The sequence below is a fragment of the Arsenicibacter rosenii genome (assembly GCF_001870735.1).
Classification (GTDB): domain Bacteria; phylum Bacteroidota; class Bacteroidia; order Cytophagales; family Spirosomataceae; genus Arsenicibacter; species Arsenicibacter rosenii.
Map to the genome: position 1 here is coordinate 126,616 of NZ_MORL01000002.1, position 25,086 is coordinate 151,701.

21 protein-coding genes are annotated in these 25,086 nt (G+C 53.2%); 4 read left to right on the forward strand and 17 right to left on the reverse strand.

What is annotated here, in order from left to right; all coding sequences use genetic code 11:
- Window positions 1-42 precede the first annotated feature (42 nt).
- Window positions 43-1,032, reverse strand: a complete 990-nt coding sequence (locus BLX24_RS04475) for a ribonucleoside-diphosphate reductase small subunit (protein WP_071501902.1) — start codon at window positions 1,030-1,032, stop codon at window positions 43-45.
- A gap of 344 nt (window positions 1,033-1,376) precedes the next feature.
- Between BLX24_RS04475 and BLX24_RS04480 the strand changes: the two genes are divergently transcribed.
- Complete coding sequence (locus tag BLX24_RS04480; RefSeq protein WP_071502300.1) at window positions 1,377-2,183, forward strand: glycosyltransferase family 2 protein; 807 nt, start codon at window positions 1,377-1,379, stop codon at window positions 2,181-2,183.
- A 49-nt stretch (window positions 2,184-2,232) separates the two neighbouring features.
- Here BLX24_RS04480 and BLX24_RS04485 read toward each other — a convergent pair whose 3' ends face one another.
- The 11 genes from BLX24_RS04485 to BLX24_RS04535 all read right to left on the reverse strand — a co-directional run bounded on the left by BLX24_RS04485 (window position 2,233) and on the right by BLX24_RS04535 (window position 13,845).
- The gene (locus BLX24_RS04485; protein WP_071501903.1) at window positions 2,233-2,910 is read right to left on the reverse strand and encodes a sulfite exporter TauE/SafE family protein; all 678 of its coding nucleotides are present in this window, start codon (window positions 2,908-2,910) and stop codon (window positions 2,233-2,235) included.
- Between the two features lie 12 nt (window positions 2,911-2,922).
- Complete coding sequence (locus BLX24_RS04490; protein WP_071501904.1) at window positions 2,923-3,351, reverse strand: FixH family protein; 429 nt, start codon at window positions 3,349-3,351, stop codon at window positions 2,923-2,925.
- Window positions 3,352-3,483: 132 nt separating this feature from the next.
- The gene (gene ccoG, locus BLX24_RS04495) at window positions 3,484-4,911 is read right to left on the reverse strand and encodes a cytochrome c oxidase accessory protein CcoG (RefSeq protein ID WP_071501905.1); all 1,428 of its coding nucleotides are present in this window, start codon (window positions 4,909-4,911) and stop codon (window positions 3,484-3,486) included.
- A gap of 93 nt (window positions 4,912-5,004) precedes the next feature.
- Entirely contained in the window at window positions 5,005-6,009 is a 1,005-nt protein-coding gene (locus BLX24_RS04500) for a cbb3-type cytochrome c oxidase N-terminal domain-containing protein (protein WP_071501906.1), read from the reverse strand.
- Window positions 6,010-6,023: 14 nt separating this feature from the next.
- Window positions 6,024-8,252: a cytochrome-c oxidase, cbb3-type subunit I gene (ccoN, locus tag BLX24_RS04505; RefSeq protein ID WP_083421801.1), complete on the reverse strand. Its 2,229-nt coding sequence runs from the start codon at window positions 8,250-8,252 to the stop codon at window positions 6,024-6,026.
- Window positions 8,253-8,264: 12 nt separating this feature from the next.
- On the reverse strand, window positions 8,265-8,426 hold the full coding sequence (ccoS, locus tag BLX24_RS04510) for a cbb3-type cytochrome oxidase assembly protein CcoS (protein ID WP_071501907.1): 162 nt from the start codon (window positions 8,424-8,426) through the stop codon (window positions 8,265-8,267).
- Window positions 8,427-8,541: 115 nt separating this feature from the next.
- Entirely contained in the window at window positions 8,542-9,222 is a 681-nt protein-coding gene (locus BLX24_RS04515) for a hypothetical protein (RefSeq protein WP_071501908.1), read from the reverse strand.
- Between the two features lie 10 nt (window positions 9,223-9,232).
- Window positions 9,233-9,595 carry a hypothetical protein gene (locus BLX24_RS04520; RefSeq protein WP_071501909.1) on the reverse strand — a complete coding sequence of 121 codons (363 nt, stop codon included), beginning with the start codon at window positions 9,593-9,595 and terminating at the stop codon, window positions 9,233-9,235.
- A gap of 282 nt (window positions 9,596-9,877) precedes the next feature.
- Window positions 9,878-10,333: a YybH family protein gene (locus tag BLX24_RS04525; RefSeq protein WP_071502302.1), complete on the reverse strand. Its 456-nt coding sequence runs from the start codon at window positions 10,331-10,333 to the stop codon at window positions 9,878-9,880.
- 63 nt (window positions 10,334-10,396) lie between these two features.
- Window positions 10,397-10,894, reverse strand: a complete 498-nt coding sequence (locus tag BLX24_RS04530) for a YMGG-like glycine zipper-containing protein (RefSeq protein ID WP_071502303.1) — start codon at window positions 10,892-10,894, stop codon at window positions 10,397-10,399.
- 263 nt (window positions 10,895-11,157) lie between these two features.
- Window positions 11,158-13,845 carry a cation-translocating P-type ATPase gene (locus BLX24_RS04535; RefSeq protein WP_229201699.1) on the reverse strand — a complete coding sequence of 896 codons (2,688 nt, stop codon included), beginning with the start codon at window positions 13,843-13,845 and terminating at the stop codon, window positions 11,158-11,160.
- A gap of 194 nt (window positions 13,846-14,039) precedes the next feature.
- Here BLX24_RS04535 and BLX24_RS04540 point away from each other — a divergent pair, with 194 nt between their 5' ends.
- From BLX24_RS04540 to BLX24_RS04550, 3 genes are all read left to right on the forward strand, one after another.
- Window positions 14,040-15,251, forward strand: coding sequence for a hypothetical protein (locus BLX24_RS04540; protein WP_177225778.1), 1,212 nt, complete (start codon window positions 14,040-14,042; stop codon window positions 15,249-15,251).
- Between the two features lie 118 nt (window positions 15,252-15,369).
- Window positions 15,370-17,034: a DUF8832 domain-containing protein gene (locus BLX24_RS04545; protein ID WP_071501912.1), complete on the forward strand. Its 1,665-nt coding sequence runs from the start codon at window positions 15,370-15,372 to the stop codon at window positions 17,032-17,034.
- 52 nt (window positions 17,035-17,086) lie between these two features.
- Window positions 17,087-18,058 carry an FAD:protein FMN transferase gene (locus BLX24_RS04550; RefSeq protein ID WP_229201700.1) on the forward strand — a complete coding sequence of 324 codons (972 nt, stop codon included), beginning with the start codon at window positions 17,087-17,089 and terminating at the stop codon, window positions 18,056-18,058.
- 38 nt (window positions 18,059-18,096) lie between these two features.
- Here the strand turns inward: BLX24_RS04550 and BLX24_RS04555 are convergent, their stop codons facing one another.
- The 5 genes from BLX24_RS04555 to BLX24_RS04575 all read right to left on the reverse strand — a co-directional run bounded on the left by BLX24_RS04555 (window position 18,097) and on the right by BLX24_RS04575 (window position 25,015).
- On the reverse strand, window positions 18,097-20,292 hold the full coding sequence (locus BLX24_RS04555; protein WP_071501914.1) for a PepSY domain-containing protein: 2,196 nt from the start codon (window positions 20,290-20,292) through the stop codon (window positions 18,097-18,099).
- 8 nt (window positions 20,293-20,300) lie between these two features.
- Window positions 20,301-20,789, reverse strand: coding sequence for a DUF2271 domain-containing protein (locus tag BLX24_RS04560; protein ID WP_071501915.1), 489 nt, complete (start codon window positions 20,787-20,789; stop codon window positions 20,301-20,303).
- Window positions 20,790-20,793: 4 nt separating this feature from the next.
- Window positions 20,794-22,266 carry an ankyrin repeat domain-containing protein gene (locus tag BLX24_RS04565; RefSeq protein ID WP_071501916.1) on the reverse strand — a complete coding sequence of 491 codons (1,473 nt, stop codon included), beginning with the start codon at window positions 22,264-22,266 and terminating at the stop codon, window positions 20,794-20,796.
- A gap of 359 nt (window positions 22,267-22,625) precedes the next feature.
- Entirely contained in the window at window positions 22,626-23,750 is a 1,125-nt protein-coding gene (locus BLX24_RS04570) for a C40 family peptidase (RefSeq protein WP_071501917.1), read from the reverse strand.
- Entirely contained in the window at window positions 23,747-25,015 is a 1,269-nt protein-coding gene (locus tag BLX24_RS04575) for a serine hydrolase (RefSeq protein WP_071501918.1), read from the reverse strand. Before BLX24_RS04575 ends, BLX24_RS04570 begins: the two co-directional genes overlap by 4 nt.
- Window positions 25,016-25,086: the final 71 nt, after the last annotated feature.

Below are 25,086 nucleotides of genomic sequence, written 5' to 3' on the forward strand. Positions count from 1 at the left end.
GAGCGATCAGGCTCCGGCTCAGGAAAAAAGAAGGCTTGTTGCTTAAAAATCCTCGTCAACCGAAAATTTAGCTGCGTCCCGTTCTTTGGCTCCGGCCATTACACCGGCTTTCTGATATTCGCCCACACGCTTCTCAAAGAAGTTGGTTTTGCCTTGCAGCGAAATCATATCCATGAAATCAAACGGGTTGGTTACGTTATAGAGCTTTTTCAGGCCCAATGACACCAGCAGGTGATCCGCTACGAACTCGATATACTGTTTCATCAGGTCGGCATTCATCCCGATGAGCGATACCGGCAGGGCATCGCTTACAAACTCCTGCTCAATCGCAACGGCATCCTTAATCAGATCATAGATCGATGATTCCGGCAATTTATTGCGGATGTGATCGGTGTAAAGCATACACGCGAAATCACGGTGCAGCCCTTCGTCGCGTGAGATCAGCTCGTTTGAGAACGCCAGACCCGGCATCAGTCCCCGCTTTTTCAGCCAGAAAATCGAGCAGAAGGAACCCGAGAAGAAAATCCCTTCAACGGCCGCGAACGCAATCAGGCGCTCAACAAAAGACCCGTTGTCGATCCAGCGCAGGGCCCATTCGGCTTTTCTCTGCACGCAGGGGATCGTGTCGATCGCGTTCAGCATCCGGTCTTTTTCTACCGGATCCTTGATGTAGGTGTCAATCAGTAACGAATAGGTTTCTGAGTGGATGTTTTCCATCATTACCTGGAAACCATAGAAGCATTTGGCTTCGGCATACTGTACTTCCGACAAAAAGTTAACGGCAAGGTTTTCGTTAACAATCCCATCAGAGGCGGCGAAGAAAGCTAAGACGTGGGAGATAAAATGCCGCTCGCCATCAGTCATCGTTTCCCAGTCTTTCAAATCCTGCGACAGGTCGATTTCTTCAGCGGTCCAGAAAGAAGCCTCGTGCTTTTTGTACATCTGCCAGATGTCATCGTGCTTAATCGGAAAAAGCACAAACCGGCTTTTGTCCTCTTCGAGGATTGGCTCAACCACAGCGTTCTGTATCATGTATCTGTTAATTATTGTGACGGGCTACCCGAACCGGGTAGCGGTAAGAAGCATTCAAATCGCTAACAAAGTTAACCCATTCCGGTGCATTCACAAGGCAAAATGCGGGAATCATATTAACCAGTAAATGATGAAAATTGATAACCTCAACGCTTTCAGCTACTTGCTTAAAAGAGCATTAATTATTTCTTAGAAATATTCTAATTTGATGAATTATCTTTGATAATCAGGATATTGTGAGCCAAATGTCTGTTCTGGTAACAATTGATTGTATCCGTATGGCTACTTATATTTGTTGGATCTAATCTTATCAGGCAAGTTTAAAAGATCCGTAACGTATGTTTATGCATAAAACGACTGCGATCAGTGCAGTTATGATTACCTACAACTCTGAGCGGGTACTGAAAGAGGTGTTGGCGGCACTTTCATGGTGTGATGAAATTGTGGTCGTTGATTCAGGCAGTACAGATCGGACAATTGCCATCGCCGAATCATTTGGCTGCCGGGTAATGCACCGCGATTTTGATGGCTTCGGTACCCAAAAAGGATTTGCCGTACGGCAGGCACACAACGACTGGGTTTTTGTCGTGGACTGTGATGAAGTAGTAACCCCGGAATTGCGTGACGAGATTCTGGCGCGGGTCGGCAACGAACCGGGCATTGCCGGTTACCGGGTTCCGATTTCGCTTGTCTTTCTGAACCAGCTGATGCGGTATGGCGGTGAATACAAAATGCGCCATCTGCGCTTGTTTAACCGGCGGCAGGGCACCTACAATGTTAGCCGGGTACACGAAGATGTGTTGCTGAACGGACAGGTCGCTACTCTGAAACACCATTGCCTGCATTATAGCTACGCGTCGATTCATGACTATTTTGAGAAGTTTAACCGCTATACAACGGCTGGTGCTCAGGATCTGGCAGCGCGTGGAAAACAAGTCTCCGTCGCCAAAATAGCGTTCCGGATGCCGTTTTCGTTTGTACGGGAATATATTGTAAAACGGAACGTGCTGAACGGCTATCCCGGGTTTGTGTGGTCGCTTTTTTCGGCGATGTACCCGGTGGTTAAATACGCCAAACTTCGGGAAATGAACAGGCCGGCACCGGTCCTGAGCAAGCTGCCCAGGGTGTCAGAAGTAGAGACATGTTCCTGATTCGTATAAATAACAGCGTTACCCGGCCCGCGCGACATCGTGCGGGCATTTATTTGCCGTGGCATACCGGAATATCATCCGCAGCTCCGAACGGATGGCTGAACGAAACATGCTGAAACCCGCGGGTCAGCAGAATCATGGATACCAGCAACAGGCCGATTGGGGCCCACTGCCGGATACGGGCCGAAAACAACCGCTCAATCTGCGGACGGATGACCTGCATCAGCAGCAGGGCCGGTAATGTTCCGGCACCGAATAACGCCATAAACAGGGCCCCGTCCTGAGCCGTTCCGGTGGCACTCGCACCGGCCAGGGCACCATATACCAGGCCACAGGGCAGCAGCCCGTTAAGCGCTCCGACGGCCAGACGGGCCAGCGGATGCTGCTTACCCGCAAAAAGACGGTGTCCTTTATGCAGCCAGCTGCTCATTCGTGACGACGCGATATGCGGCAACCGCCCGACAGCACCCAGCAGCATCAGCATACCGGCAAAAATGGCCAGGTAGCTTTGCCAGCCCGCCCAGCTGACCAGATGGCCGAGGCTTCCGGCAGCCACTCCTAACAGGCTGTAAACACCGATGCGGCCAATGTGATAGGCGGTTACTGATGGCCACGTCCGGGAACCGAACCGCCCTCCCTGAGCGGTGAGGGCCCAAACGAGGGGCCCACACATACCCAGACAGTGGAGGCTGTTCAGTAAACCAAGGGTGAAACCAAGGTAAATCATAGCGGTTGGTTGTTAGTGCCTGTTTACGACGCCCTCATTCCAGTATTCCTGCTCACCGGCTTTCCAGCTGATCTGGAGTTTGTAATGTCCTTTGGGCACGTTTTCCAGGTCAACAATCTGATGGTGGTCTGTGATGGTTATGGTCCGGTCGTTTTTGCTGTTGGCAGGGCAGTAAAAATGAATAGTACCGGTGGGTTTGCCTAATCCGCCGGGAAAATCGACGAGCAGCTTCCTGTTGATCAGATGCCACTGTGCGGGTGTTTTCAGGGCCCGTGTGCGGTTTATGCGGTCTATTTTCTGTTGGTACTGAATTTCCTCGTCGTAGTACTTTTCGGTTACCAGATCAATTTTTTGGTTTATACTCAGGCTAACCAATACGCCGATCATGGCCACGAATCCGCCATACAACAATCCGATTCCCCAACCCCAATGCAGTTTCATGATGTTATCAGCTATATGAAGAATATATAATGCATAATGTGTAATGGGTAATGGTATTCTGACGATGAAAAATGCTGATTGGTGGCATAAGGAGCCGTACATTATTCATTGTTCATTTTCCATTATTCATTTCTACTGCTCCGGTGCTATAAATGTTGTTGTCACCGTTTCCGGTTTGGTACCGGCAGTGGAAACGGTTAACGTAAGTTCTGTTTTCCGTTTATGCAGGGCGCTGGCCGGCAGGATAATGAAAACCGAGCCTTCGCATGACTGGCCTTTCGGAACCGCAGCCGGTGGATTACCGATAAACTGGAGTTTACCGTTCACCCCTTCCAGCCGGATTTCGGGCTGGAGCACCTCATTGGTACGGTTGAAAATTTTGTAGGTATACAAGTTCTGAACCGTACCGTTGGGCAGTTCCTGATAGGGAGAACCGGGTGCCCGCAGGATATTCGTGCGGGTATCCGTGCGGGTGACGAGGGCAAAGCCAAGGACACCCCACAAAATGGCCAGAATTGCACTGTAGCCGATTGCCCGCATCGGGAAACGCTGCGGCTTCCCGGTCTGGATCGACTCTTCGGTGGTGTACCGGATCAGGCCGGTTGGCATGTTCACCGTTTCCATGATCGAGTCGCAGGCGTCGATGCAGGCGGTACATTGTACACATTCCAGCTGAGTGCCGTTCCGGATGTCGATGCCGGTCGGGCAGACAAAGACGCATTGTTTGCAGTCGATGCAGTCGCCGATTTGCCGGTCGGTATTTTTGCGCAGCTTGCCTCGTGGTTCGCCCCGGCGGTAATCATAAGCGACAGTCAGCGATTTCTTATCGGTCAGCACGCTTTGCAGGCGTCCATAGGGACATACGATGGTGCAGGCCTGTTCGCGCAGCCACGTAAACGAAAAGAAAAACAGGGCTGTGAAAACCAGAATGGCGATAAACAGGCTCCAGTTATGGGCTGGCGTATCGGTAATGACCTTCAATAGATCATCAGTACCGATCAGGTACGACAGCATCAGGTTGGCCACAAAAAACGAGATGGCCAGAAAAACTGTGTATTTCAGCACCCGCTTCGCCAGTTTCTGACCTGTCCAGGGAGCGGCGGCCAGCGCTTTTTGTTTCGCTCCGTCACCGTCGATGATGTATTCGATCCGGCGGAAGACCATTTCCATGAATAACGTTTGCGGACAGGCCCAGCCACACCACAAACGACCATATACACTGGAGAATAGCGCCACAAAAACCACGAACGATACCATCGCCAGACCGAACATCCAGAAGTCGGGAGGCCAGAAGGTAATGCCGAAGACAATGAACCGGCGTTCGAAGAAGTTAAAAAGAACGAGCGGCTCGCCGTTGATCCGCAGGAATGGTACCACGACCAGCACCGCCAACAGTACGGCAGTAAAAACGGAGCGGTAGCGGTACCATTTTCCCTTTGGTTTCTTTGGGTGGAGCCAAATCCGGTGGCCTGCCTCATCAACGATCGAAATGTGATCGCGGAAGGAATCCTCTGGCTGAGTACCTCCGGGCAGGTTATTAGTTGATGGTTCGGCAATCATGGAAGATCCTCGTTACTGCCATCGTCGGGTGGCAGTGTGATTGGCAAACCGGCAGACACACGAGGCTGTGGGGTGTGCCTGCCGGCCGCAGAATTATTTAAGCGCTACCTCTTTGGCAGCTCCTTCTTTATAGGCTTCTCCTTGCGGAGCTTTCGCATTCGGCGGGTTTGTGCCTTTAATGGTCAGTACATAGCTGGCAATCTTCTGAATATCCAGCGGCGTCATTTGGTTCTGCCACGCGATCATTCCTTTGTCCGGCACACCATACTTGATGGTTTTGAAGACGTTATGGATTCCTCCGCCATGCAGCCAGTACTCGTCAGTCAGGTTGGGACCAACACCACCCTGGCCCTGTGCGCCGTGGCAGGCCGCACATTTCTGTTCGAACAAGGTTTTGGCTTCGGCCAGCTGCCCTTTGTCGGTCACGGGGGTTACCGTGTTTTCGTTTATTTTGGCGGCTACCTTTTTCAGGTATTCCTCTTTTTCGGCGCTGGCTACCTGCATCGTTTTGTCCAGCTCGGCGAGTTGCAGATCACCGGTTTGGGCAATGTGGTAATGAACCAGGTAAATCAGGGCAAATATGATGGTGGTCGAGAACAGAAACTGCAGCCATGGCGGCATCCGGTTGTCGAGCTCCATGATGCCGTCATATTCGTGATCCTGCATCATCAGCTTATGCTCTTCCGAGATGGCATAGTTGACACCTCCGAAGCGTTTCCACCAGCGGCTCAGACCATTGCCTTCCGGTTCGGCAAACGCAGTGGCTGTATCGGCCGTAGGCTCGTTTACGCCGATGATTTTACGCATCAGGGCGACAATCGCCACCAGCAGGCCGATGACAAACAAGGCTACGATCAGCAACAGCGCCAGCAACATATACTGCACAAACTCTTCGGTGCCGGGGGCTTCTGCGGTTAAGAGCAGCAACGGCAGCAGGTTGGCCTGGAACGGAATGTTTTTCATCCCGTTTACTTCCCGGCGCGTCATCCGGAAAACCATCCACAACAGGATCATGAAGAAGGCAACGAACAGCAGGAGCGAGAACATCGGGTACACACTCACGCCGGTAATCGTTTCTAGATAGTGACGGAATTTCATAATCGGGTCAATGTTTATTTCGTCTCAGGATTCTCTGGGTTTGCTTTGATATCAGTACCCAACCGTTGCAGGTAAGCAATCAGGGCAATGATTTCTTTGTTTGGATTGGCCTTAATGCCCGCCCCTTTCAGGTTCGCTACAATTTTGTCTGCCTGTTTTTTCAGGTCATCGTTGGCGTATTTTTCGTAGCCGTCGTAGTAAGGGACTCCCAGCGTACGCATGGCCTTGATTTTATCCCCTGTGTTCGAAATGTCCAGATCGTTGTCGAGCAACCAGCCGTATGTTGGCATGATCGAGCCCGGCGACATACTGGTTGGGTCTTCCATGTGGTTGTAGTGCCATGAATCAGGGTACTTACCACCCACACGGTGCAAATCCGGACCGGTCCGTTTAGAGCCCCACTGGAACGGGTGATCATACACAAACTCACCGGCTTTTGAGTATTCACCGTAGCGTTCCAGTTCATCGCGGAACGGCCGGACCATCTGCGAGTGGCAGGTATAACAGCCTTCGCGGATGTACAGGTCTCGACCATGTAACTCAAGCGGCGTGTACGGCTGTACGCTGGCAATCGTCGGTACGTTTGATTCTACCATAAACGTCGGGATGATTTCGACCAGACCACCGATCAGGACAATCACCAGCGACAGCACCATGAACTGAATCGGACGGCGTTCGAGGGCACGGTGCCAGAACTCCCCTTTTTCGTGAGTGGCGTGGAACAGACGGGCTGCCTGTGTTGACTCTTCAGGAATCAGTTTACCCGAAAGGGCTGTTTTGGCCAGGTTATAGCAACCAACCACGAAGCCACCCAGGTAGAGTACCCCGCCAATGCCGCGGAGGGCATACAGTGGTTTCAGAGCCGTTACGGTCTCCAGGAAGTTAGGGTATTTCAGGAAGCCTTCATCCGTAAAGGCTTTCCACATCGAGCTCTGCATGAAACCGGCCCAATACATCGGAACGGCATAGAACAGGATACCCAGTGTGCCGGCCCAGAAGTGGAAATTGGCCATTTTAGTCGAAAACAGCGGTTTCCCGTACAGGCGGGGGAACAGCCAGTAAAGCATACCAAAGGTCAGAAAGCCGTTCCAGCCGAGAGCGCCTACGTGTACGTGGGCGACGGTCCAGTCGGTAAAGTGGCTGATGGCGTTTACGTTTTTCAGCGACAGCATCGGGCCTTCGAACGTGGCCATCCCGTAAGCCGTTACCGCGACTACCATGAATTTCAGTACGACATCATCGCGGACTTTGTCCCAGGCACCACGCAGGGTCATCAGACCGTTTACCATACCACCCCATGATGGCGCAATCAGCATGATCGAGAACACAACCCCCAGCGACTGTGCCCAGTCGGGCAGCGACGTATACAGTAAGTGGTGCGGGCCGGCCCAGATATAGAGGAAGATCAGCGACCAGAAGTGAACGATAGACAGGCGGTATGAGTACACCGGCCGGCCGGCTGCTTTGGGCAGGAAGTAGTACATCAGGCCCAGATACGGCGTGGTCAGGAAGAAGGCCACCGCATTGTGGCCATACCACCACTGCACCAGCGCATCCTGTACACCGGCATACCAGGAGTAGCTTTTTGTGAGGCTGATCGGCAGCTCAACAGAGTTAACGATGTGCAGCACGGCAACCGTTACAAGGGTAGCAATGTAGAACCAGATCCCAACGTAGATGTGTTCAATCCGGCGTTTGATGATGGTACCGAACATGTTGATACCGAATACCACCCAGATCAGGGTAATGGCAATGTCAATTGGCCATTCCAGTTCGGCATATTCCTTACCGGTTGTCAGACCCAGCGGCAGCGACAGCGCAGCCGCCAGAATAATCAGTTGCCAGCCCCAGAAGTGAATCTTGCTGAGGGTATCGCTGAACATCCGCGCTTTCAGCAGGCGTTGCATGGAATAATACACACCGGTAAAAATACCGTTACCGACGAAGGCAAAAATGACGGCATTGGTGTGCAGCGGCCGGATCCGGCCGAAGGTTGTGTACGGAATACCGAAGTTCAGGCTTGGGTACGCCAGCTGGAAAGCGGCCAGGACCCCTACCAGCATACCGATAAAGCCAAAGATCAGGGTAGCAACAGCGAAGTTCCGGACAATGGTGTTATCGTAGGAAAATTGCTCCAGATCCACCGGGCGTGCGTGCGCCGGATCCCGGTGGCCGGGTGCCGGTGGCAGGTCTGTTGCAACACCCCCGCCGGCGGTTTCTTTCAACAAGTCTTTTTGAATCATGGCACTGAGTAATTATAGGACGGAAGAAGGATTTTCGTTATCGTCGAACAGGATCCGGACCGAAGGCGTATAGTCGTCGTCGAATTGCCCCCGCCGGACCGACCAGACGAAAGCACCCAGGAATCCCCCGGCTACAATCAGACTAAAGGTGATAAGTACATAGATAGCAGCCATAGCTTTGTCATTTTGGATACACAAAGCTACCGCCTGCCCATCTGCGGGTACATGATGGGTATCAGCGGCGAAATATGATATTAATCAGATAAGTAAGCGCCGTAGGGCGATTAGGTTACGCGAGGTTATTCTGGTTGTATTTGCTGACCCAGAAACTGCCGGTCGCGAAGAGGCAGAGCAGGATGTAAAGAATCTGGTTGGTTTTCCAGTAAAAGTCGAAGCGTTCGGCTTCGTGTTCGGTGAAGGCGTACTGGCTGAAGAGGTAAATAAAAAACGTGCCTGTGCTGTAGAGCAGCAGACCGGCACTGAGCCAGAAGAGGGGATAGACCAGCAGATTGCGGACCCTGAGCTGAGTCATCCACCAGGAGAAGGTAATGAGGATAATCACAATGATCATCAGCCGGAAAATGGCGTGGCCGAAGGCGGAAAATTCATTGGCTTTCAGGTCAATCCAGAAGCTGACCGCGACAGATGCAAAGGCAAGACCTGTCAGCAGGCGAATCCAGAAGCGCTGGGTCGGGAATGAAGCCGCCTGATCATAAATACCACCCAGCAGCAGGATGTCGATCAGGATAGAGCCATTGTAGATGTGGAGGTTATGCCAGCCGTTAAGCGCATACCAGATCGTCAGGTTGATCTTCAGGAAAGACAATAAAAAATAGATTACTGCCAGCCGGATTGCCTTTTCTTCGTGTTGCCAACGATAAAAGCCAATCACGACCGGCAGTAATACCAGTAAATCTTCAATGTAATCGAGGGGATATTTTTGGGCACTCTCTAAAATTGTATCCCACATAAACGCATGTTTATTGACCTCCTGAACAATGTGTCGGGCATGGCATACCATCGCCGTAAGTACCGGAATCATCATCGCCCGGCATATCCTTTAATCCGTCGGGTACACGGTGGATGTCGTTTCCGTGTTTATCGATGCCTACCAGAATCAGACTTGGTTTACCTTCATTACGGCCGTAATAGATACGGATACCCCTACAGCTTTCATTGCTGAAAATCTGATCGAATACCTCCTTACTGAAGGCTTCGGCGTTGATACGGGTGGCACGGTCCGGAAACTCTTTCTGGTATTGGTCAATGCGGGGACGCACTTCGCTTATCTTGAATTGCCGGCCGGCACGATCGAACGGGAATGGCTCATTTATGTCTTTCACTGTTTGAAGGAATTTAGTCGTAACTTCTTTCAAATATGTAGCATAAAAGTGCCATATGGGCCATTATATGAATAAATGCCGTAATTTTCCCGAGCGGAATGCGTAGTTTTACGCAGTCTGCCTACCCGAAAAATACCGGAATTTATAATTGCGTAGTTATGCGCTAAAACATGGCCTTTGCTGGCATTACTTTTGCAAAGAACTTACAGAAAAGACTATAAACTATAATTTCTCATCTCATAGGTTAGGTGAAAAGAGCCGGAGCATTGCACCGGCTTTTTTTTATCGTTTCACCTGAACCGGCAGGTCTTCCAGCTGCGCATAACTCAGCTTCCAGGTGTTATCATCTCCCTTTTTCCAGAGCAGGATAAAATTACCTTCGCCAATGCCGTGAGGCTGGTCAGGGGTTTCGGGTAAGACATCAACCGAGAAAGTACCGGCTTCGTAAGCCGTTTTCTCGTCAACTGTTGAACTGATGACGTTTGTTTTCAGGTCATTAAGGGTCGGTAAGGTCTCCCGTACCCATTTGCTGCCTACTTCGGATTTTCCTTTATAGTGAGCGTTACCCTGCACAAACTGAACGTCTTCGGCCAGAAAGCCAATGATTTTATCCGGCTCCTTGTTGTTCCAGGCCGAAATAAACTGCTGATTCAGATCCTGTATGTTGACGGAGTCGCCCGATTTTGAACAGGCGGTTAAGAAGGCTGTTGCGAAAACAAGCCAAAGAAATGATTTCATGATGTTGAGCTTTTTGTGAATGATGAAAAGCGGCATCCGGCCCCTCGCCGGATGCCGGATGAATTACCAGCTTTTCCGCCGGAATTCCGACGACGCGTAAGGTGCCGACTGATCGCCGACCGAGTTGTTGGGCAGATAAACCGCCGTATTGACATAGGCAGCCGGGCTGGCTACGGCACTGTAAACCGGTGCCTGAGCCGCTGCATTGACCGCCGCGTTAGCCGGGGTTACCGGCAACGGTTTTTTTGCTGCCTCAGCGCGGGCAAGGGCGGCCCGCTCAGCGGCAGCGCGCTCTGCGGCGGCGCGGGCGCGGGCTTTGTTCTTATTATCCTGATGTTTACCGATGGCGTAACCGGCTGCACCGCCTACTACACCGCCGATAACACCGCCTACCACGCGGTTCCGTTTATTGATAATGGCACCGGCTGCCCCACCGGCAGCTGCTCCGATCACTGTACCACGAGCCTGCGGACTCCATTTACGGCGCTGTGCAAAGCTCGACACGTCGAATGTTAACACAAGGGCCAGTGTAAGTATGAATAAATTGCGGATCGTTTTCATTGTTTTGTCGTTTAAAATGCTGACTTGCTTACGGTTTTTGTTCAAACTGAAGGACTTATATGAAGGTTTCGGATTTTTATTTTCCTGCCCTCCGTTTAGTAGCTCCCGGCTTTTCAGTAGCTGAACAAGATGTTAGACAGCCGGAAGGCCGTTGTTGTTTAAACAGCCATTCCGGAAAATCGATGAAATCCGGTATCCGGTCGACAGATCCGGCCTCCGGATGGATGAGGGGTGCGGTTGCCGGCCCATGAAAAAAATCAGCATCAGTGGCCCCATCCGGTAACCTTCCGGAGCAACTGGATCAGCAGCACGGGGAGCAAACCCGCTGCCAGAATCAGTTCCAGAGGGGCGGCGGTCAGTTCCTGAATTGAGAGGACGCTCCGCAGGAACGGCACAAAATAGGTGAGCAACAGGATGCCCGTACAGAGCAGAATGGCCCACCAGATATATTTATTCCGCGTGATCTCATTTTTAAATAACCGGCCGAACGTGACATCACCGGAGTACAGATTAAACACGTGAAAGAGTTGGGCCACCGACAGGCTGTAAAACGTCACCGTGTTGGCTTCAGCCTGTGTAAAACCCAGTTCATGGATACCGATCCAGAAAATACCCAGCACCGAAAGGGTCATGGCCAGCGCATAGGCAACCACCAGCCGCCAGTCAGCGGCGATCAGGATGGGTTGCTTCGGGTCGCGGGGCGGTTCGTGCATCAGTTGCCGGTTTTCGCGCCCGACGCCCAGTGCCAGCGCCGGAAATACGTCGGTGACGATGTTGATGAACAAAATCTGGAGCGGCAGCAGCGGATTGCCGACATTCAGAAAACCGGCAAACGTGACGACAAAGATCTCGCTGAGGTTACACGACAACAGAAAAAGGACAAATTTGCGGATGTTCTCAAAAATAACCCGTCCCTGCCCGATGGCTTTCACAATCGAGGCAAAGGAGTCGTCTTTCAGGACCATATCGGCAGTTTCGGCGGCTACCTGAGTTCCCCGAAGCCCCATCGCAATCCCAATATCCGACTTCTTGAGCGCCGGCGCATCATTGACACCGTCGCCAGTCATCCCGACAATGTCGCCGTGCTGCTGGTACAGGTCAATCATGTCGAGTTTCTGGGCCGGATTCACCCGCGCAAACACGCGGCTTTCCATAATGCGGGCCTTTTCGGCATCCGATAGCTCGCCAATGGGTTTCAGGTCTTTGCCGGTAAGCACCAGCGTTTCATCCTCATCCACCAGTTTCACCTGTCTGGCAATGGTCAGGGCGGTGGCCGGATGGTCGCCGGTAACCATGATGACCTTAATACCGGCTTTGCGGCATTCTTCCAGCGCCGGTGTTACTTCTGTGCGTGGCGGGTCGAGAAAACCGATCAGGCCCAGATAGGTCAGGTCGCTGCCGGCAAAGTCATCGCCGGGTCTGGTATCTGTGGTGCGACAGGCAAACCCCAGTGTCCGTAGCCCGTCGGCGGCCATTTGCTCCGACACGTCCTGTTGCGCCTGGCGGGTTTTCTCATCAAGGCCGGTACACCGCTCCATGACTTCCTCAATCGCCCCTTTCACCGCAACGAAGTATTTCCCGCCGGGGGCGGGCATCTCGGCCAGCTGCCCGGCGTTTACCTCGTGCAGCGTTCCCATGATACGGGTGTCGGAACTGAACGCCTTTTCCGCCTGCCGTGGCCACTGACTTTTAAGCGTGTCAATATCCTTGCCGGTGCTGTAGGCCCATTTCAGCAGAGCTACCTCAACCGGATCGCCGATTTCTTTGTGGGGTTCCTGATCCGTGTCATAGTCCGCATTATTACACAGGATACCGGTCAGCATCAGCAACTGGCTGTTGTCTGTTGCCGGTAAAGCCTGATCCCCTGCCGAAACGCGCTGTGTTTTTGCAGCGGCATCAATTTGAAGCTCAGCATAGCCCTCCGGTGTCTGGATGGCGTGTACTTCAATCCGGTTCTGGGTGAGGGTGCCGGTCTTGTCGGTGAAAATAACGTTGGTACTGCCCAGGGTTTCCACCGCCGATAACCGTTTTACGATTACCTTTTTACGGGCCAGCCGCAGCATGCCATACGCCAGGGCGATGGTCGAAACGACTGACATACCCTCAGGGATAGCGGCAATAGCCAGCGCAACCGACGTTTTGATGAGCGATTCCGGCTCTTCGCCCCGGAGCAGGCCCACGCCCAGAAACAGGATGGCCAGCCCGAGCGTCACCCAGATCAGGACCCTGGCCAGCGAGTCGAGCTTTTCTTCGAGCGGCGTAGCGGTCCGTTCGGCTTCTTCGACCATAGTGGCAATTTTGCCCAGTTCGGTCTCCTGTCCGATGCCGGTGACGACGGCCTTACCGTTGCCGGCCGTCACGGCTGTACCTTTAAACAGGCGGTTATACTGGTCGCCCAGCGGCGCATCGGCTTCGGGCGTGTCAGTCTGCTTGGCAACGGGCAACGACTCGCCGGTCAGCGACGACTCGTTGACTTCGAGCTGATTGACGTCGAACAGGTTGGCATCAGCTGCCACCACATCACCGGCTTCGACGATCAGCACGTCGCCGATGGTCAGTTCTTCCGATGATATTTCGTGGACGCGGCCGTTGCGCAGCACGCGGGCGGGAGCCGTATCCATTTGCCGGAGCGCATCCATCGACTGTTGAGCGTTCCATTCCAGCACAAATCCGGTTATGGCGTTGATCAGTACAACAGCAATGATGGCCCAGCCCTCAACCGTATCCTCCAGGACAAAGGAAATGACAGCGGCGGCGGCCAGAATCCAGACAATGATGCTGTTAAACTGTCGGACTGCTATCTGAAAAGCTGATTCCCGTTTGGCTTCCTGAAGTGCATTCGGACCATGCTCGTCAAAACGCTGTTTTGCCTCAGCGTCAGTCAATCCGCGTTGCAGATCGACCTTGAATTGGTCGGGTAATCCGGCTACCGGAATTTGATGCGGTAGCATAGGGGGATTCGAAGCCTTGGTTGTCATAACGCGTGTATAGAAGTAGTACTAAGCTAACGGGATTCGGTATATGAAAGTTAGTAATGTGTCTTTAAATATACTTTTGTCACTCGTTGCTACTATATAGTGCATATCGTGTTAAGTTTTAGTAGTTTTATTCGTTCATGTAATTCCTCAATCCGACAATACCCATTATGAACCCTGCAATACCTTTCTCCATGCATACCGATGGAAGCAGGCCTGCTGAAGCCATCATTCCTACCTATGTCTATGCCGTCGTTTTTTCGTCGCTCTGCATCGTCTGGGGGTTACTCTGGGACATTATGTGGCACACCAGCATTGGCCGCGACGGCCTGCTATCGCCCCCGCACCTGCTGATCTATGTCGGTGCGATTGTCTCCGGTCTCTTTTCGGGCTACAAAATCCTGGACCTTACCTTCCGGCGGAACCATCCGGAGCGGGCAGGAGCGGTGCGTTTCTGGGGAATTTTCTACGGATCGCTGGGAGCGTTGTACTGCGTTTGGGGAGCCATTGCCATGCTGACGTCGGCACCGTTCGACGACTGGTGGCACAACACCTACGGGCTGGATGTCCAGATTCTGACTCCGCCGCATACGGTGCTGGTGCTGGGGATGATGTTTGTTCAGTTCGGGGCCATGATTGGTGTCTTGGCCATTCAGAACAAATTCCGCGACCGTGCGCCGGAAACCGATGATCAGCAAAGGCAGGCACAACGCCTGAAACTGCTGTTCGGCATTTCGGCCGGTCTGCTGCTGGCGGTGTGGTTTACGCTGCTGTCGGAGCAGATGGGGCGTTACGATGCCCACAGCTCCTCGTATTACCAAACGGCGGCTATTTTCTTCCCGATTTACCTGCTGGCGGTCAGCCGTGCGTCGCTGCTGCGTTATCCGCTTACGACGATTACGGCCGTTTACATGCTGGCCATGCTGATTCCGAGCTGGATTCTGCCTTTTTTCCCGGCAACCCCGAAGCTGGGGCCGGTCCTCAATCCGATTACGCACTATCAGGCGTTTGTGTTTCCGCAGTTGCTCATCATTCCCGGTTTCCTGCTCGATAAACTGATGCATCGTTATAACGGTAAGCTGAATGACTGGCTGCTGGCACTCATCGCCGGTATTTTGTTCGTCGCGGTATTATCAGTGGTGCAGTGGCACATGGGAACGTTTCTGCTGGAATCGCCGCTGTCGCGCAACCGCCTTTTTCTGTCAACGTCCTGGTATTACGGCAGTGACCCGACCTGGGAGTACCGGTATAAGTTCTACCCGAATAACGAAGACACATTGCCGGTATTTCTCAAGGGCATTGCCATGGCCATGGTTTATGCCGTCGCGTCGGCCCGTATCGGTTTGTGGTGGGGCAACTGGATGAAGCGGGTTCAGCGTTGATCTGTTGTTTCTTTTTTGTCATGCTGAGCTTGCCATCTCATTGGCTTCCGTTTGCAAAAGATCAAAGATGCTTCCTGCGTCAGCATGACAAATTCATTAACAAAAGCATGTACATCAAATGAAGCGATACATAAAACTATTCCTCTTCCTGATTTGCCTGATGCCGGTTGCGGTATGGGGGCATGTCGGCAGTTCTGGTGTGATTGTTCAGAAGCAGGCCGGTAAATACCAGCTGCTGATTAGCGTAAATCCGCCGGATGTAGTACCGGGAACCGCTAAAGTTACCGTCATCGTCGAGAGCGGCAACGTCCAGTCGATCATGGCGCGGCCGGTCTACTTCTGGTCGGGAGATGAAGGCGCTCCGTCGCACGACGAACTGACGCCGGTAAAAGGTATGCCCGGTCGTTTTGAAGGCGTGGTCTGGCTGATGGACTCCGGATCATCGAGCATCCAGCTTGAGTTGCTGGGTCCTGATGGTAAGGAAATGGTCGTTGCGCCGGTTGTATCGATGGCAACGGCGCAGCGCGATATGCCTGCGGGAACTGGTGTGGTGCTGGCTATTCTGGGGGTCTTGCTGGTGATTCTGATGGTGACCATCATTGGCGCCAGTAGCGCCGATAGCGTCATTAAGCCAGGGGTAGCCGCACCGGCCCGGTTGGGGCGTAAGCGGCTGATCGGCATGGGTATCGGCGGGCTGGTGCTGGTCCTGATGCTGACCGGTGGCCGTTTCTGGTGGAATAGCTGGGCCGCAAACTACCAGAACCATCAGCTCTATAAACGCACGAAAATAAAGACAACCGTTGCCGTAAAAGAGGCACAACCGGTGCTGACGGTGCAGATTGACTCCAGCGAATTCAGTAAGCGGGGCCGTCGCCGGATGGTGAGCTTTATCCTGCCTGACCACGGTAAGCTGATGCACGTTTTTCTGGTCCGGACACCCGGCCTCGATGCCTTTGCGCACCTGCACCCCGACCGGCGCGATACGCTGAACTACGAAAGCAAACTGCCGAACCTGCCGGGCGGAAAATACCTGGTCTATGCCGATGTGGTCTACCGCAGCGGGTTTGCCGAAACCATGGTCGATACGGTAGAGGTGCCGTCGGTAAAAGTATCGGCGGCACAGGCGGCAGCCCGCACCCAAACCGACCCCGACGACAGCTGGCTGGTGACCGAACCGATGGGTGTTAAATCAAATGCAATCGGTAAGCTGCATCTTGATGACGATATGGTTGCCTGCGGCAAGCCGTCGGCCAGTGTGAAGCTCGACGATGGTTCGACGATGTTCTGGAACGATAAGCCGGGGCCCGTCCTGGAAGCCAATCAGTTGTATACACTCCGGTTTGCCGTTGCCGATGAAGCCGGCAAACCAGCGAAGCTGGAGCCGTATCTCGGTATGCAGGGACATGCCGCCATTGTGCGTTCGGACGGGACGGTCTATATTCACCTGCACCCCGTTGGTACGTATTCGATGGCGGCAGAAGAAACGCTGTTAAGCCGCATTGCCGACACTACCCGTTCGTTTAAATACCCCAATGCAAAACAATTCCGGGATAGCATTGATGCCTATGTCGCGAAAGTGAAAACACTGCCCGAAGCCGAAAAAAACAAACTGCTGATGAGCAGTATGCCGGCTATGAACCACACAATGAAGACCAATAACATGGTTGAATTCCCGTATGCGTTCCCACGGGCAGGACATTACCGCATCTGGGTGCAGGTGAAGCGTAACGGTAAGGTGCTGACGGGCGTGTTTGATACCCAGGTGAAAGAGACCCTGATGTAAAAAATCCGGTTTGGCCTGAACCGTTTCGGGCTAAACCGGATTTTTTATGCATATGAAATATGGTTTAGTTCTCTGCCTGTCGCTGCTGAGCCTGACGGTTTCGGGACAGGTGCTGCGGAAGCGGACAGTAAAGCTGATGGGCAGCCGCTTCGACATTACCATTGTCGACCGTGATTCGCTCACTGCCGAAAAACGCATTGATGAGGTGATCGCGGAGGTGACCCGCATCGAATACCTGATTTCGGACTGGAAAGCCGAAACGCAGGTTTCGGAAGTAAACCGGCAGGCGGGGATCAGGCCGGTGCGGGTAGACGCTGAAGTCTTTGCGCTTGCCGAACGGGCCATTGCGCTGTCGGAACTGACAAACGGCGCGTTCGATATCAGCTTCGCAGCCATGGACCGTATCTGGAAATTTGATGGCTCAATGACCGCCATGCCGACGCCGGCAGCTATCCGGAAATCAGTCGAAAAAGTGGGCTACCGAAAAATTGTGCTGGACAAAAAGGCCTCGACTATCTTCCTGACCCAGAAAGGGATGAAGATTGGTTTCGGGGCCCTCGGCGAAGGCTATGCCACCGACCGGTGCCGGGATATGATGCTGGCGAAAGGCGTTCAGGCGGGTATTGTCAACGGCTCGGGCGATATGAGTACGTGGGGCAAACAGCCGGACGGCTCCGACTGGCAGATCGGCATCACCAACCCTTTTCGGCAGGATACCCTGTTTGCCGTTATTCCGCTGAAAGAAGGATCGGTCGTGACGTCGGGGAGTTATGAAAAGTATGTGGTGTTCAACGGCAGGCGCTACGCCCATATCATCAATCCGGCAACGGGTTATCCGGCCACCGGTCTGTGCAGTGTTACGGTATTGGGCCCGAGTGCCGAACGCGCAAACGGTTTCAGTACGTCGCTGATGGTCCTAGGCAGGGAAGCGGGCCTCCGGCTGATTAACCGCTATCCTGCTTATCGCTGCATCATGATCACCGACGATGGCCGCGTCTTCACCTCCCGGAATCTGAAGTTGTAATGCGACCCGGTCCGTGATACAGAGCTTGTGATACAGGTTTAATAACAATCCGTCCGGATTTGATTCCGTGACTGGTAATAGCTGACTGCCTGGCCGGTCCGTGCCTGGCTGATGGTGTCGAGAATCGCCAGGACATCCTTCTGCATCGCCAGCGAGCCGCAGAGCATCAACACACCGCCTTCGGCTAACACCCGGCCAATTAGGGTATGGTCTCTCGTAATCAGATCACTGACATACTGTTTTTCTCCTTCACGCGAGAGCGCAACCGAAAGCGTATCCAGACGCTGTGTAGCGAGCTGCTGGTCCAGAAACGGCTGGTAGAGGTCAAGTGATGCCTGATTCCGGAAACCACAATACAGGTAACAAGGCGTCTGGGCTATATTCTGGCTGATCATGCCGAGAAACGGCGCAATCCCCGTACCGTTCGAAATCATGACAACGGCCGGTGTGTTGACCGGAAAATGAAAATGCGGATTGCTCACAATGCGGGCGCGGATGGTTTCGCCGGTCGTTAACCGGTGCAGGAACCCTGACCCCAGCCCTCCCGGATGCAACCGGACACTGAGCTGTATCGCATCGCCCAGGACGCCAATCGAATACAGGCGCTCCCGATGGTCGCCGGCGGGGTAAATAGCCAGTAAATCGCCCGAGGTAACAGGAACCGCCGATGTGGTCTTCAGCCGGATCAGGAAGGTATCGTCGTTGGCGTCTGCCGCAGAATGGGCCGTTACCTGTAGGGTGTCGAGGGTGGCAGGATCAAGCGTCAATGTTTCGGTGGCTACCTCAATCGGGATGCCTGCCTGCTGTGCCCACGCTTTGGTCCACAGACTGAACTCCGCCAGTGATTTGTCATTAACGGTATGTACGTCGACCAGCGGAGTGGCCCGGGGCTGTTGTTCCAGCCGGTTGTGTATGTCGAACGCAAATTTACAGAAGTCCGGATAGGCCGTTGACCCGAAACCAACGACCGAGTACCGCAGTGGATTCGGTTGGGAAACCGTAGCAAGCAGCGACTCAAATTTAGCGGCATTAGTCGGGGCATCGCCCAGCCCGTAGGTCGACGTCAGTATGATCAGGTGCTCCGCTTTGGGGTAGGTGCGGTAGCTGTTAAGCTCAGCAAGCCAGGCTTTTTCGCCCCGTTGCACCAGTTGCTGATGCACGAGCTGAGCAAACCGGTAGGTGCTGCCGTTTTCCGACCCCACCAGAATAATAAACCGGCTTTCATCGGCGGTATACTGGTTTTTCACACGTTTGCCCCGGCGTTTCAGCGTAATGGCGAAGCCGGAGTAGATGAAAAACAGGATGTTGGCCGAGGCAATGGCCAGTATCAGTGCCCAGACGGTATTGGTCCGGCCGGTGTGCAGATTGAGGCTTAACTGGCTTACAACCAGAGCGGTCGGATAAAGCGATTCGGTCAGAATATCGCCGGTTACCTGGTTAACGGTAATCTCCCGGTCGTTTAGTTTAAGGGTGTAATAGTCTTCCGCATCTTCGGAGAACGGGAAGGCAATGGTTTGTACGTCGGCGAGGCGGGTGTTTTTGAAGACCGGCAGGTCGGATAGCGAAAGAGCCGGTTTGGTTCGGATGGCGTCCGGGTCGACGTCCGGCGACAGCACCTTTGTTGGCAGCAACTCAAAGCGTATGACCGAAAGATACGTACCGGTCAGCGCAATGATCAGGATAATAATCAGGGATAGACGCCCGAGCGTAACGTGGTAATACTGTGCCGAATTCTCCTTAACGATGCGGGTAAAAAAGCGTTTGAGACCGCGTTGCCGCTGGATAATCAGAATGGTTCCGGATACCGCAATCAGAAACAGCAGAAAGGCCGTTAACCCCATCAGAAAACGACCGGCCTCGTGGTAGAACAGGGAGCGGTGCAGGGTAGTAACGGTCTGGAAAAACTCGCTCTGGCCCGATGGCTTACCCAGCACGTTACCGGTTTTCGGATCAATATAGGCTGTCAGGTTTTTGCCCTCCTCATCACTGGCCTTAGTGACAACAAACTGGTTATGGTCGACGGAAAGCTCACTGATGTCGGGAAAGCTTTTTTTCAGCACCGGCAAGGCGTCTGCCAGGGTAATCTGTTCGAAGTCAGCAGGACGGTAGGGCTGCTGTTTTTCCAGAACGGGCTCAAATGCCAGGATGATGCCGGTGACAGAAGCCAGTACCAGCAATAACGAAGAAGATACAGCCAGTAGTAAATGGCTGTATCTCCAGATTGAAATAGTCATTGAGTAAATCAGTTGTTTGCACTAAAGCGCACGTAGCGGATATAGCCCGTTCCTTCGCTTTTGGCCGCGAGGCTTTCGGTCGTCAGCGGAATTTCCAGATCGTTTACGTAGTACTTCTTATCCTCCACGGCGCTTTCGAACCGCAGCTTATACCCCGCATTTACTTTCGCATTATCAATGTCGATAATGCTGACGGTGCGGTCGCCGCCCGCTACCGACGCACCGGTAATGGCGCTGATGTTAGCTGGCTTTTTGGCAAAGGCCTTGTGCCACTCCTTTATGTCCGGATACCATTTTTTGTCGGAGCCCAGCACGTAGAGCGTCTTGTCGTATTTACCTTTCGGATCAATGATCGAGATGACCATATAGGCCCCTTCGCCCATGTAGTTCGTCATCTGAATCATGCACTTATACTTTGTCGTTTGCGCCGATGACGTCGCGGGTTTTACGAGCAGTAAACCCAGCATGAGCACAAAAATGCGGCAGATCGCAGCCATATAGTTATTTCAGGAAGTTAACGGATACTTTGTTTTTTGTCAGCGATTCGTTTTCGCTGGCCAGGTCGAAGGCGGTTTCGTTGAAGCTGGTCTGTGCTTCTTTTTTGGCACCGATCGACAGCAGATACTTCAGCATGTTATCGTCCTGCGACACCATGGCGGCTTTGTGCAGGGCGGTCAAGCCTTCTTTATTTTTAGCGTTGATATCAATCTGAAGGGCTTCCAGTTTTTTCAGCAGCTTAATGTCGTTTTTCGTAACGGCTAAATGATAAAGCGTGTTGCCGTTTTTCTGCGGTGCCGCCAGCGAAACGCCTTTGTCCTGCAACAGTTTCAGCTTCGCGTCGAAATCGGCAGCCTGCCGCGGGGTATATGACTGAATCAGGTGCGCCGCCAGATTGTCGCCGCTCTGATCAACTACCGCCACCGAGGCACCCTTACGGATCAGGTACTGCACCACCTCCGGCGAGTTGCTGCGTACTGCCATGGTCAGGGCCGTAAGTCCCTTCTGATTGGCCTGATTGATGTTTTTCACCTGCGGCAGCAACAGGGCGATGGTGGCTGTATCGCGGTTTGTTGCCGCTGCGTTCATGAATGCCGTATTCCCCTCGGCATCTGCTTTGTTTACGTCAACGCCTTTGCCGATAAAATAGGTAATAATCTCTTGCTGACCCGGACGGCGGACAATGGCATGCAGAACCGTTTCACCTTCCTTGCCGGTTGCCGTTGGCTTGAGGCCGAGGCTTTCCAGATATTGATATACCTCCAGATTGGCTGAGCTGCCGCGTCCGCCCTGACTGGCCATCAGCAGCGCATCGTTGGTGGCCGGTACGCCACGTTGCAGCAAGGTTTTGAGCACCGTGATGTTGCCGCCACGGGCCGCATAGGCGAAGGCATTGCGGCCGGCCGCATCTTTGCTTTTAATATCCAGCCCTTTAGCCGTGAAATAGTCCGTTAGTTTGAGCTCCTTGTCGTTGGCAACGGCTACCAGCAAGGCATTGGCACCGTCGTGGTTCAGGTCTTTTTTGAGATCGGCCCCTGCTTTCAGGCAAAGGTCATAAACAGCGGTATTTTGCTGGCCACCGGCGGCGGCAAAGTTCAGGGGCGTCATGCCGTGGCTGTCACCAACATTGGCTTTTGCTCCTTTGGCAATCAGAACCTCCATGATCGCGGTGTTCCCCCGGCTTGCGGCCCAGTGCAGGTACGTCCGGCTGTCGTGCGTGATCTTGTCAACGGCGTTGCCGGGCTGTTCGAGAAGGTATTTGATGGTTTCGTCGGGAGCGCCTGCATTGATGGCCATCACGACCGGATCAAACGAGGACGGGTTCAGCTGCGATGGGCTGTTGCCTTTTTCCACCTCGGCTTTCACCTGACCGACATCCGGTTTGTTGCGCCAGAATGCCTGATCCAGTAATGTATTGGTCTGAGCCTGTGCCGATAAGGTAAAGATCGCTGCAATCGCAACAAGTAGCTTTTTCATGATCGTAAGCCGGTGAAATGCCCGTTTATATATGCTTGTTATTTAGACTAATTATAATGTGTTGCAAATATAGGGGCTCCGGCTGAGAAAAAAAGCAAATACTGACAGAAATCAGGGAAAAGGGGAGGAATGAATGGTGGCGTGCGGGCGCTGTTTGCTGACAGAGCCCGCTAAAATGAATAGACCACAAAAACGAATGCACCACATAGGCACATAGAAAACAAAGATTTATGAAACGCTTATGTGCTCTATGTGCCTGTGTGGTATGATACCATGTAATGCCTGCTGAGGGCTTTCCGTAAGATTATAAAATGGTGGTAGCTGACAGGAAGATATCGCTTCCCGTATGTTCAGCACCCTTACTGCCGCCCGGGCTCGATGATGCGTTTGGCGCGGAGGAAGCGCTTTAGCTCATACTCATCAAAATTCGGGGCCGACGGGCTCATGCTGCTGATCCGGACTTTGCCCGACGCATGGATAAACTCGTTGTTACCGATCCACATACCTACGTGTACGACACGCTCCGGTTTTGCCTGAGTGGCCTGTTCACCGAAAAACAGCAGATCGCCGGGGCGCATTTGCGAAAAGTCGCCGTTTGGCGTCTCAACGGGTGCGCCCTCGTGTACCTGCTGCGAAGCGTCGCGCGAGAGTTCAAGGCCGTTGAGGCGGTAAATAGTTTTGGTAAAGCCGCTGCAATCCATGCCTTTAACCGACGTGCCGCCCCACAGATACGGAATGCCCATCAGCGTCTTTGCGGTTTTCACCACCGACGTTTCCGTTGGTTTAGCGGCGGCCAGCCATGTTTTCAGCGGCTGGGCGTCGGTTTTAACGATATAGCCGGTGCGGCCGTCGGGATAACGCACCTGATAGAATTTCTTGTCTTCTTTTTCAACTACCAGCTGATCGCCCGCTACCAGATCCGACACCGTCTGCGACTCGCGGTCGGGCTGGCTGTAGCAAAAACCGAAAGGCTGGGTATAGATCACTTTGTCGGCCTGTTGCCAGCGGTCGAACTCCGCTTTGGTCATACGCTGAAAACCACCGAAATCCACCCAGGCAATGTATTTGTCCTGCATTTGGGCGAGATACCAGCCCCGTTCCTTGTCCCAGATCCGCAGCGGCATACCAAGCAGTGCCTGGGTGGCCAGTTCAGCAGCGTCGCGGGGCTGCGAGCGGAGGTTGGCGACCGACACGTTAACCACACCATACACCTGCTCGCCAAGGACAGGCGCAGGCAGTTCCTGAATCTGATCAGCCACGGTAGCGCCTTGCTGCCGGAGTTTAGTCAGGAGGGTTTGGTGAGCCTCGGGCAGGTTGGTTTTGCCTTTGAGCGTCCCTGCCGAATCAACCTCAATCTGGAAAATAGCGACCCGCTTGTCCGGGGCATATTGTTGCCGGACGGCATCAATCGTCTGGGGTACCGTTTGGGCCAGTGCCGCTCCTGACAGGCAAAGGGCTAGAAAAAGGGCTTTTAGTCGGGTCATTGCTGCTTATCGTACGTCACCATAAACTTCCGAAGGTCGGGCCGTTCGGGGCGTTTGCGTTTGACATCATAGTCGTACACAACGCGGCCCAGGTTGGCCAGAAACGGATAGCCGATGGTATTGTAGTCGTATTTATCGTCATTAAAGATACCATCTGAGTTACAATAAATAACTGCCGACAGCATAAATTCAACGCCTTTGTCAAAATCGACGATGTAGGCATTGTCGAGCAGGTAACCGTATGCCCCGCCGATTTTATTGAAAATCCGGATATTCTGCGGAATCTTTCCCTTGTTATCGCCGAACATAAAAAACTTGCCCGAGCTGTCGTGCAGGCTGGTATCCGCCCCGTAATTCGGGTAAGTGGTTTCGCGCGGTAACTGCGACATATACTGGTACAGAAACCGGTAGTCGTCGGTTGTCAGGTTGAACCGGCGTTTGGCCGGCACAGCTTCAGGAAACATAACTGCCCGGAGCATTTCCTGCTGATCGCCGAGGGCGAAGGCGTTTTTTTCGGTAAAATCAAAGGGCTGCCGGATCAGCGAGTCATTCCGCATAAACCCGGCGCCCCGCCGGATGCTGCTGTCAGGTGTAAACGATTCGGCGCAAACCTGTGCCGGTTGGGCGTAGATGGTCTGCCCGTTTTCCACAAACCGGACCGGGTTGGTATGCCGGTTCTGATCAGCCGTCATCGACACCGACAACCGGTGCAGCATGCGCGTATCGCGGTACCCTTTCTGTTGCAGCCGGTTATTGAAGTCGCATTGTCCGATAAACTCATAGAGCCGGTTGAAGGCCTCGTTACTGCTGACCAGAAAGATCTTTTTGGCGTAGTGTGCTACCGACGGCAGCCCGCTGGCCGAAGACGGGTCCTTGTCCGCAGCTGTCTGGCGGGCATAGGCTGAGTCGGTCAACATGGGTGTGTTTGGCGTCAGCGCGGGGTATTTAGCCTTCAGCTCGTTAATTTTTTCCAGCGATAACAGGACGGCGGGAAATTTTACGGTGCTGGCCGGATAAAAATAACGCTTACGGTCATAGCGGTAGTAGTAGCTGCGGAAAACAGGCCGGTTCTGCGGATCGCGGTTAATCTGGGTATAGATGATCTGCACGTCGTATTTGGCGGGGTCCTGCAGGATCGGGCCGAACAGTTCCGGATTTTTGCGTAACAGATCGCTCAGCAGCTTATCGGTCTTCTGCGCCGCCGCTACAATCGGAAAAAGACCGGCGAATAAGATAGCGGAAAGAACTTTTATGAATGATTGCATAGGATCCGTTACTTTTTGGTAAAAAACATAGTCGTACAGAATAGAACGTTTATACTACCTGTCTGACGCTT

What these genes read in the sequence shown, in the direction of transcription:
- BLX24_RS04475 (WP_071501902.1), bottom strand. Translation starts at nt 1,032, where the DNA reads ATGATACAGAACGCTGTGGTTGAGCCAATCCTCGAAGAGGACAAAAGC.
- BLX24_RS04480 (WP_071502300.1), top strand. Translation starts at nt 1,377, where the DNA reads ATGCATAAAACGACTGCGATCAGTGCAGTTATGATTACCTACAACTCT.
- BLX24_RS04485 (WP_071501903.1), bottom strand. Translation starts at nt 2,910, where the DNA reads ATGATTTACCTTGGTTTCACCCTTGGTTTACTGAACAGCCTCCACTGT.
- BLX24_RS04490 (WP_071501904.1), bottom strand. Translation starts at nt 3,351, where the DNA reads ATGAAACTGCATTGGGGTTGGGGAATCGGATTGTTGTATGGCGGATTC.
- ccoG (WP_071501905.1), bottom strand. Translation starts at nt 4,911, where the DNA reads ATGATTGCCGAACCATCAACTAATAACCTGCCCGGAGGTACTCAGCCA.
- BLX24_RS04500 (WP_071501906.1), bottom strand. Translation starts at nt 6,009, where the DNA reads ATGAAATTCCGTCACTATCTAGAAACGATTACCGGCGTGAGTGTGTAC.
- ccoN (WP_083421801.1), bottom strand. Translation starts at nt 8,252, where the DNA reads ATGATTCAAAAAGACTTGTTGAAAGAAACCGCCGGCGGGGGTGTTGCA.
- ccoS (WP_071501907.1), bottom strand. Translation starts at nt 8,426, where the DNA reads ATGGCTGCTATCTATGTACTTATCACCTTTAGTCTGATTGTAGCCGGG.
- BLX24_RS04515 (WP_071501908.1), bottom strand. Translation starts at nt 9,222, where the DNA reads ATGTGGGATACAATTTTAGAGAGTGCCCAAAAATATCCCCTCGATTAC.
- BLX24_RS04525 (WP_071502302.1), bottom strand. Translation starts at nt 10,333, where the DNA reads ATGAAATCATTTCTTTGGCTTGTTTTCGCAACAGCCTTCTTAACCGCC.
- BLX24_RS04530 (WP_071502303.1), bottom strand. Translation starts at nt 10,894, where the DNA reads ATGAAAACGATCCGCAATTTATTCATACTTACACTGGCCCTTGTGTTA.
- BLX24_RS04535 (WP_229201699.1), bottom strand. Translation starts at nt 13,845, where the DNA reads ATGCTACCGCATCAAATTCCGGTAGCCGGATTACCCGACCAATTCAAG.
- BLX24_RS04540 (WP_177225778.1), top strand. Translation starts at nt 14,040, where the DNA reads ATGAACCCTGCAATACCTTTCTCCATGCATACCGATGGAAGCAGGCCT.
- BLX24_RS04545 (WP_071501912.1), top strand. Translation starts at nt 15,370, where the DNA reads ATGAAGCGATACATAAAACTATTCCTCTTCCTGATTTGCCTGATGCCG.
- BLX24_RS04550 (WP_229201700.1), top strand. Translation starts at nt 17,087, where the DNA reads ATGAAATATGGTTTAGTTCTCTGCCTGTCGCTGCTGAGCCTGACGGTT.
- BLX24_RS04555 (WP_071501914.1), bottom strand. Translation starts at nt 20,292, where the DNA reads ATGACTATTTCAATCTGGAGATACAGCCATTTACTACTGGCTGTATCT.
- BLX24_RS04560 (WP_071501915.1), bottom strand. Translation starts at nt 20,789, where the DNA reads ATGGCTGCGATCTGCCGCATTTTTGTGCTCATGCTGGGTTTACTGCTC.
- BLX24_RS04565 (WP_071501916.1), bottom strand. Translation starts at nt 22,266, where the DNA reads ATGAAAAAGCTACTTGTTGCGATTGCAGCGATCTTTACCTTATCGGCA.
- BLX24_RS04570 (WP_071501917.1), bottom strand. Translation starts at nt 23,750, where the DNA reads ATGACCCGACTAAAAGCCCTTTTTCTAGCCCTTTGCCTGTCAGGAGCG.
- BLX24_RS04575 (WP_071501918.1), bottom strand. Translation starts at nt 25,015, where the DNA reads ATGCAATCATTCATAAAAGTTCTTTCCGCTATCTTATTCGCCGGTCTT.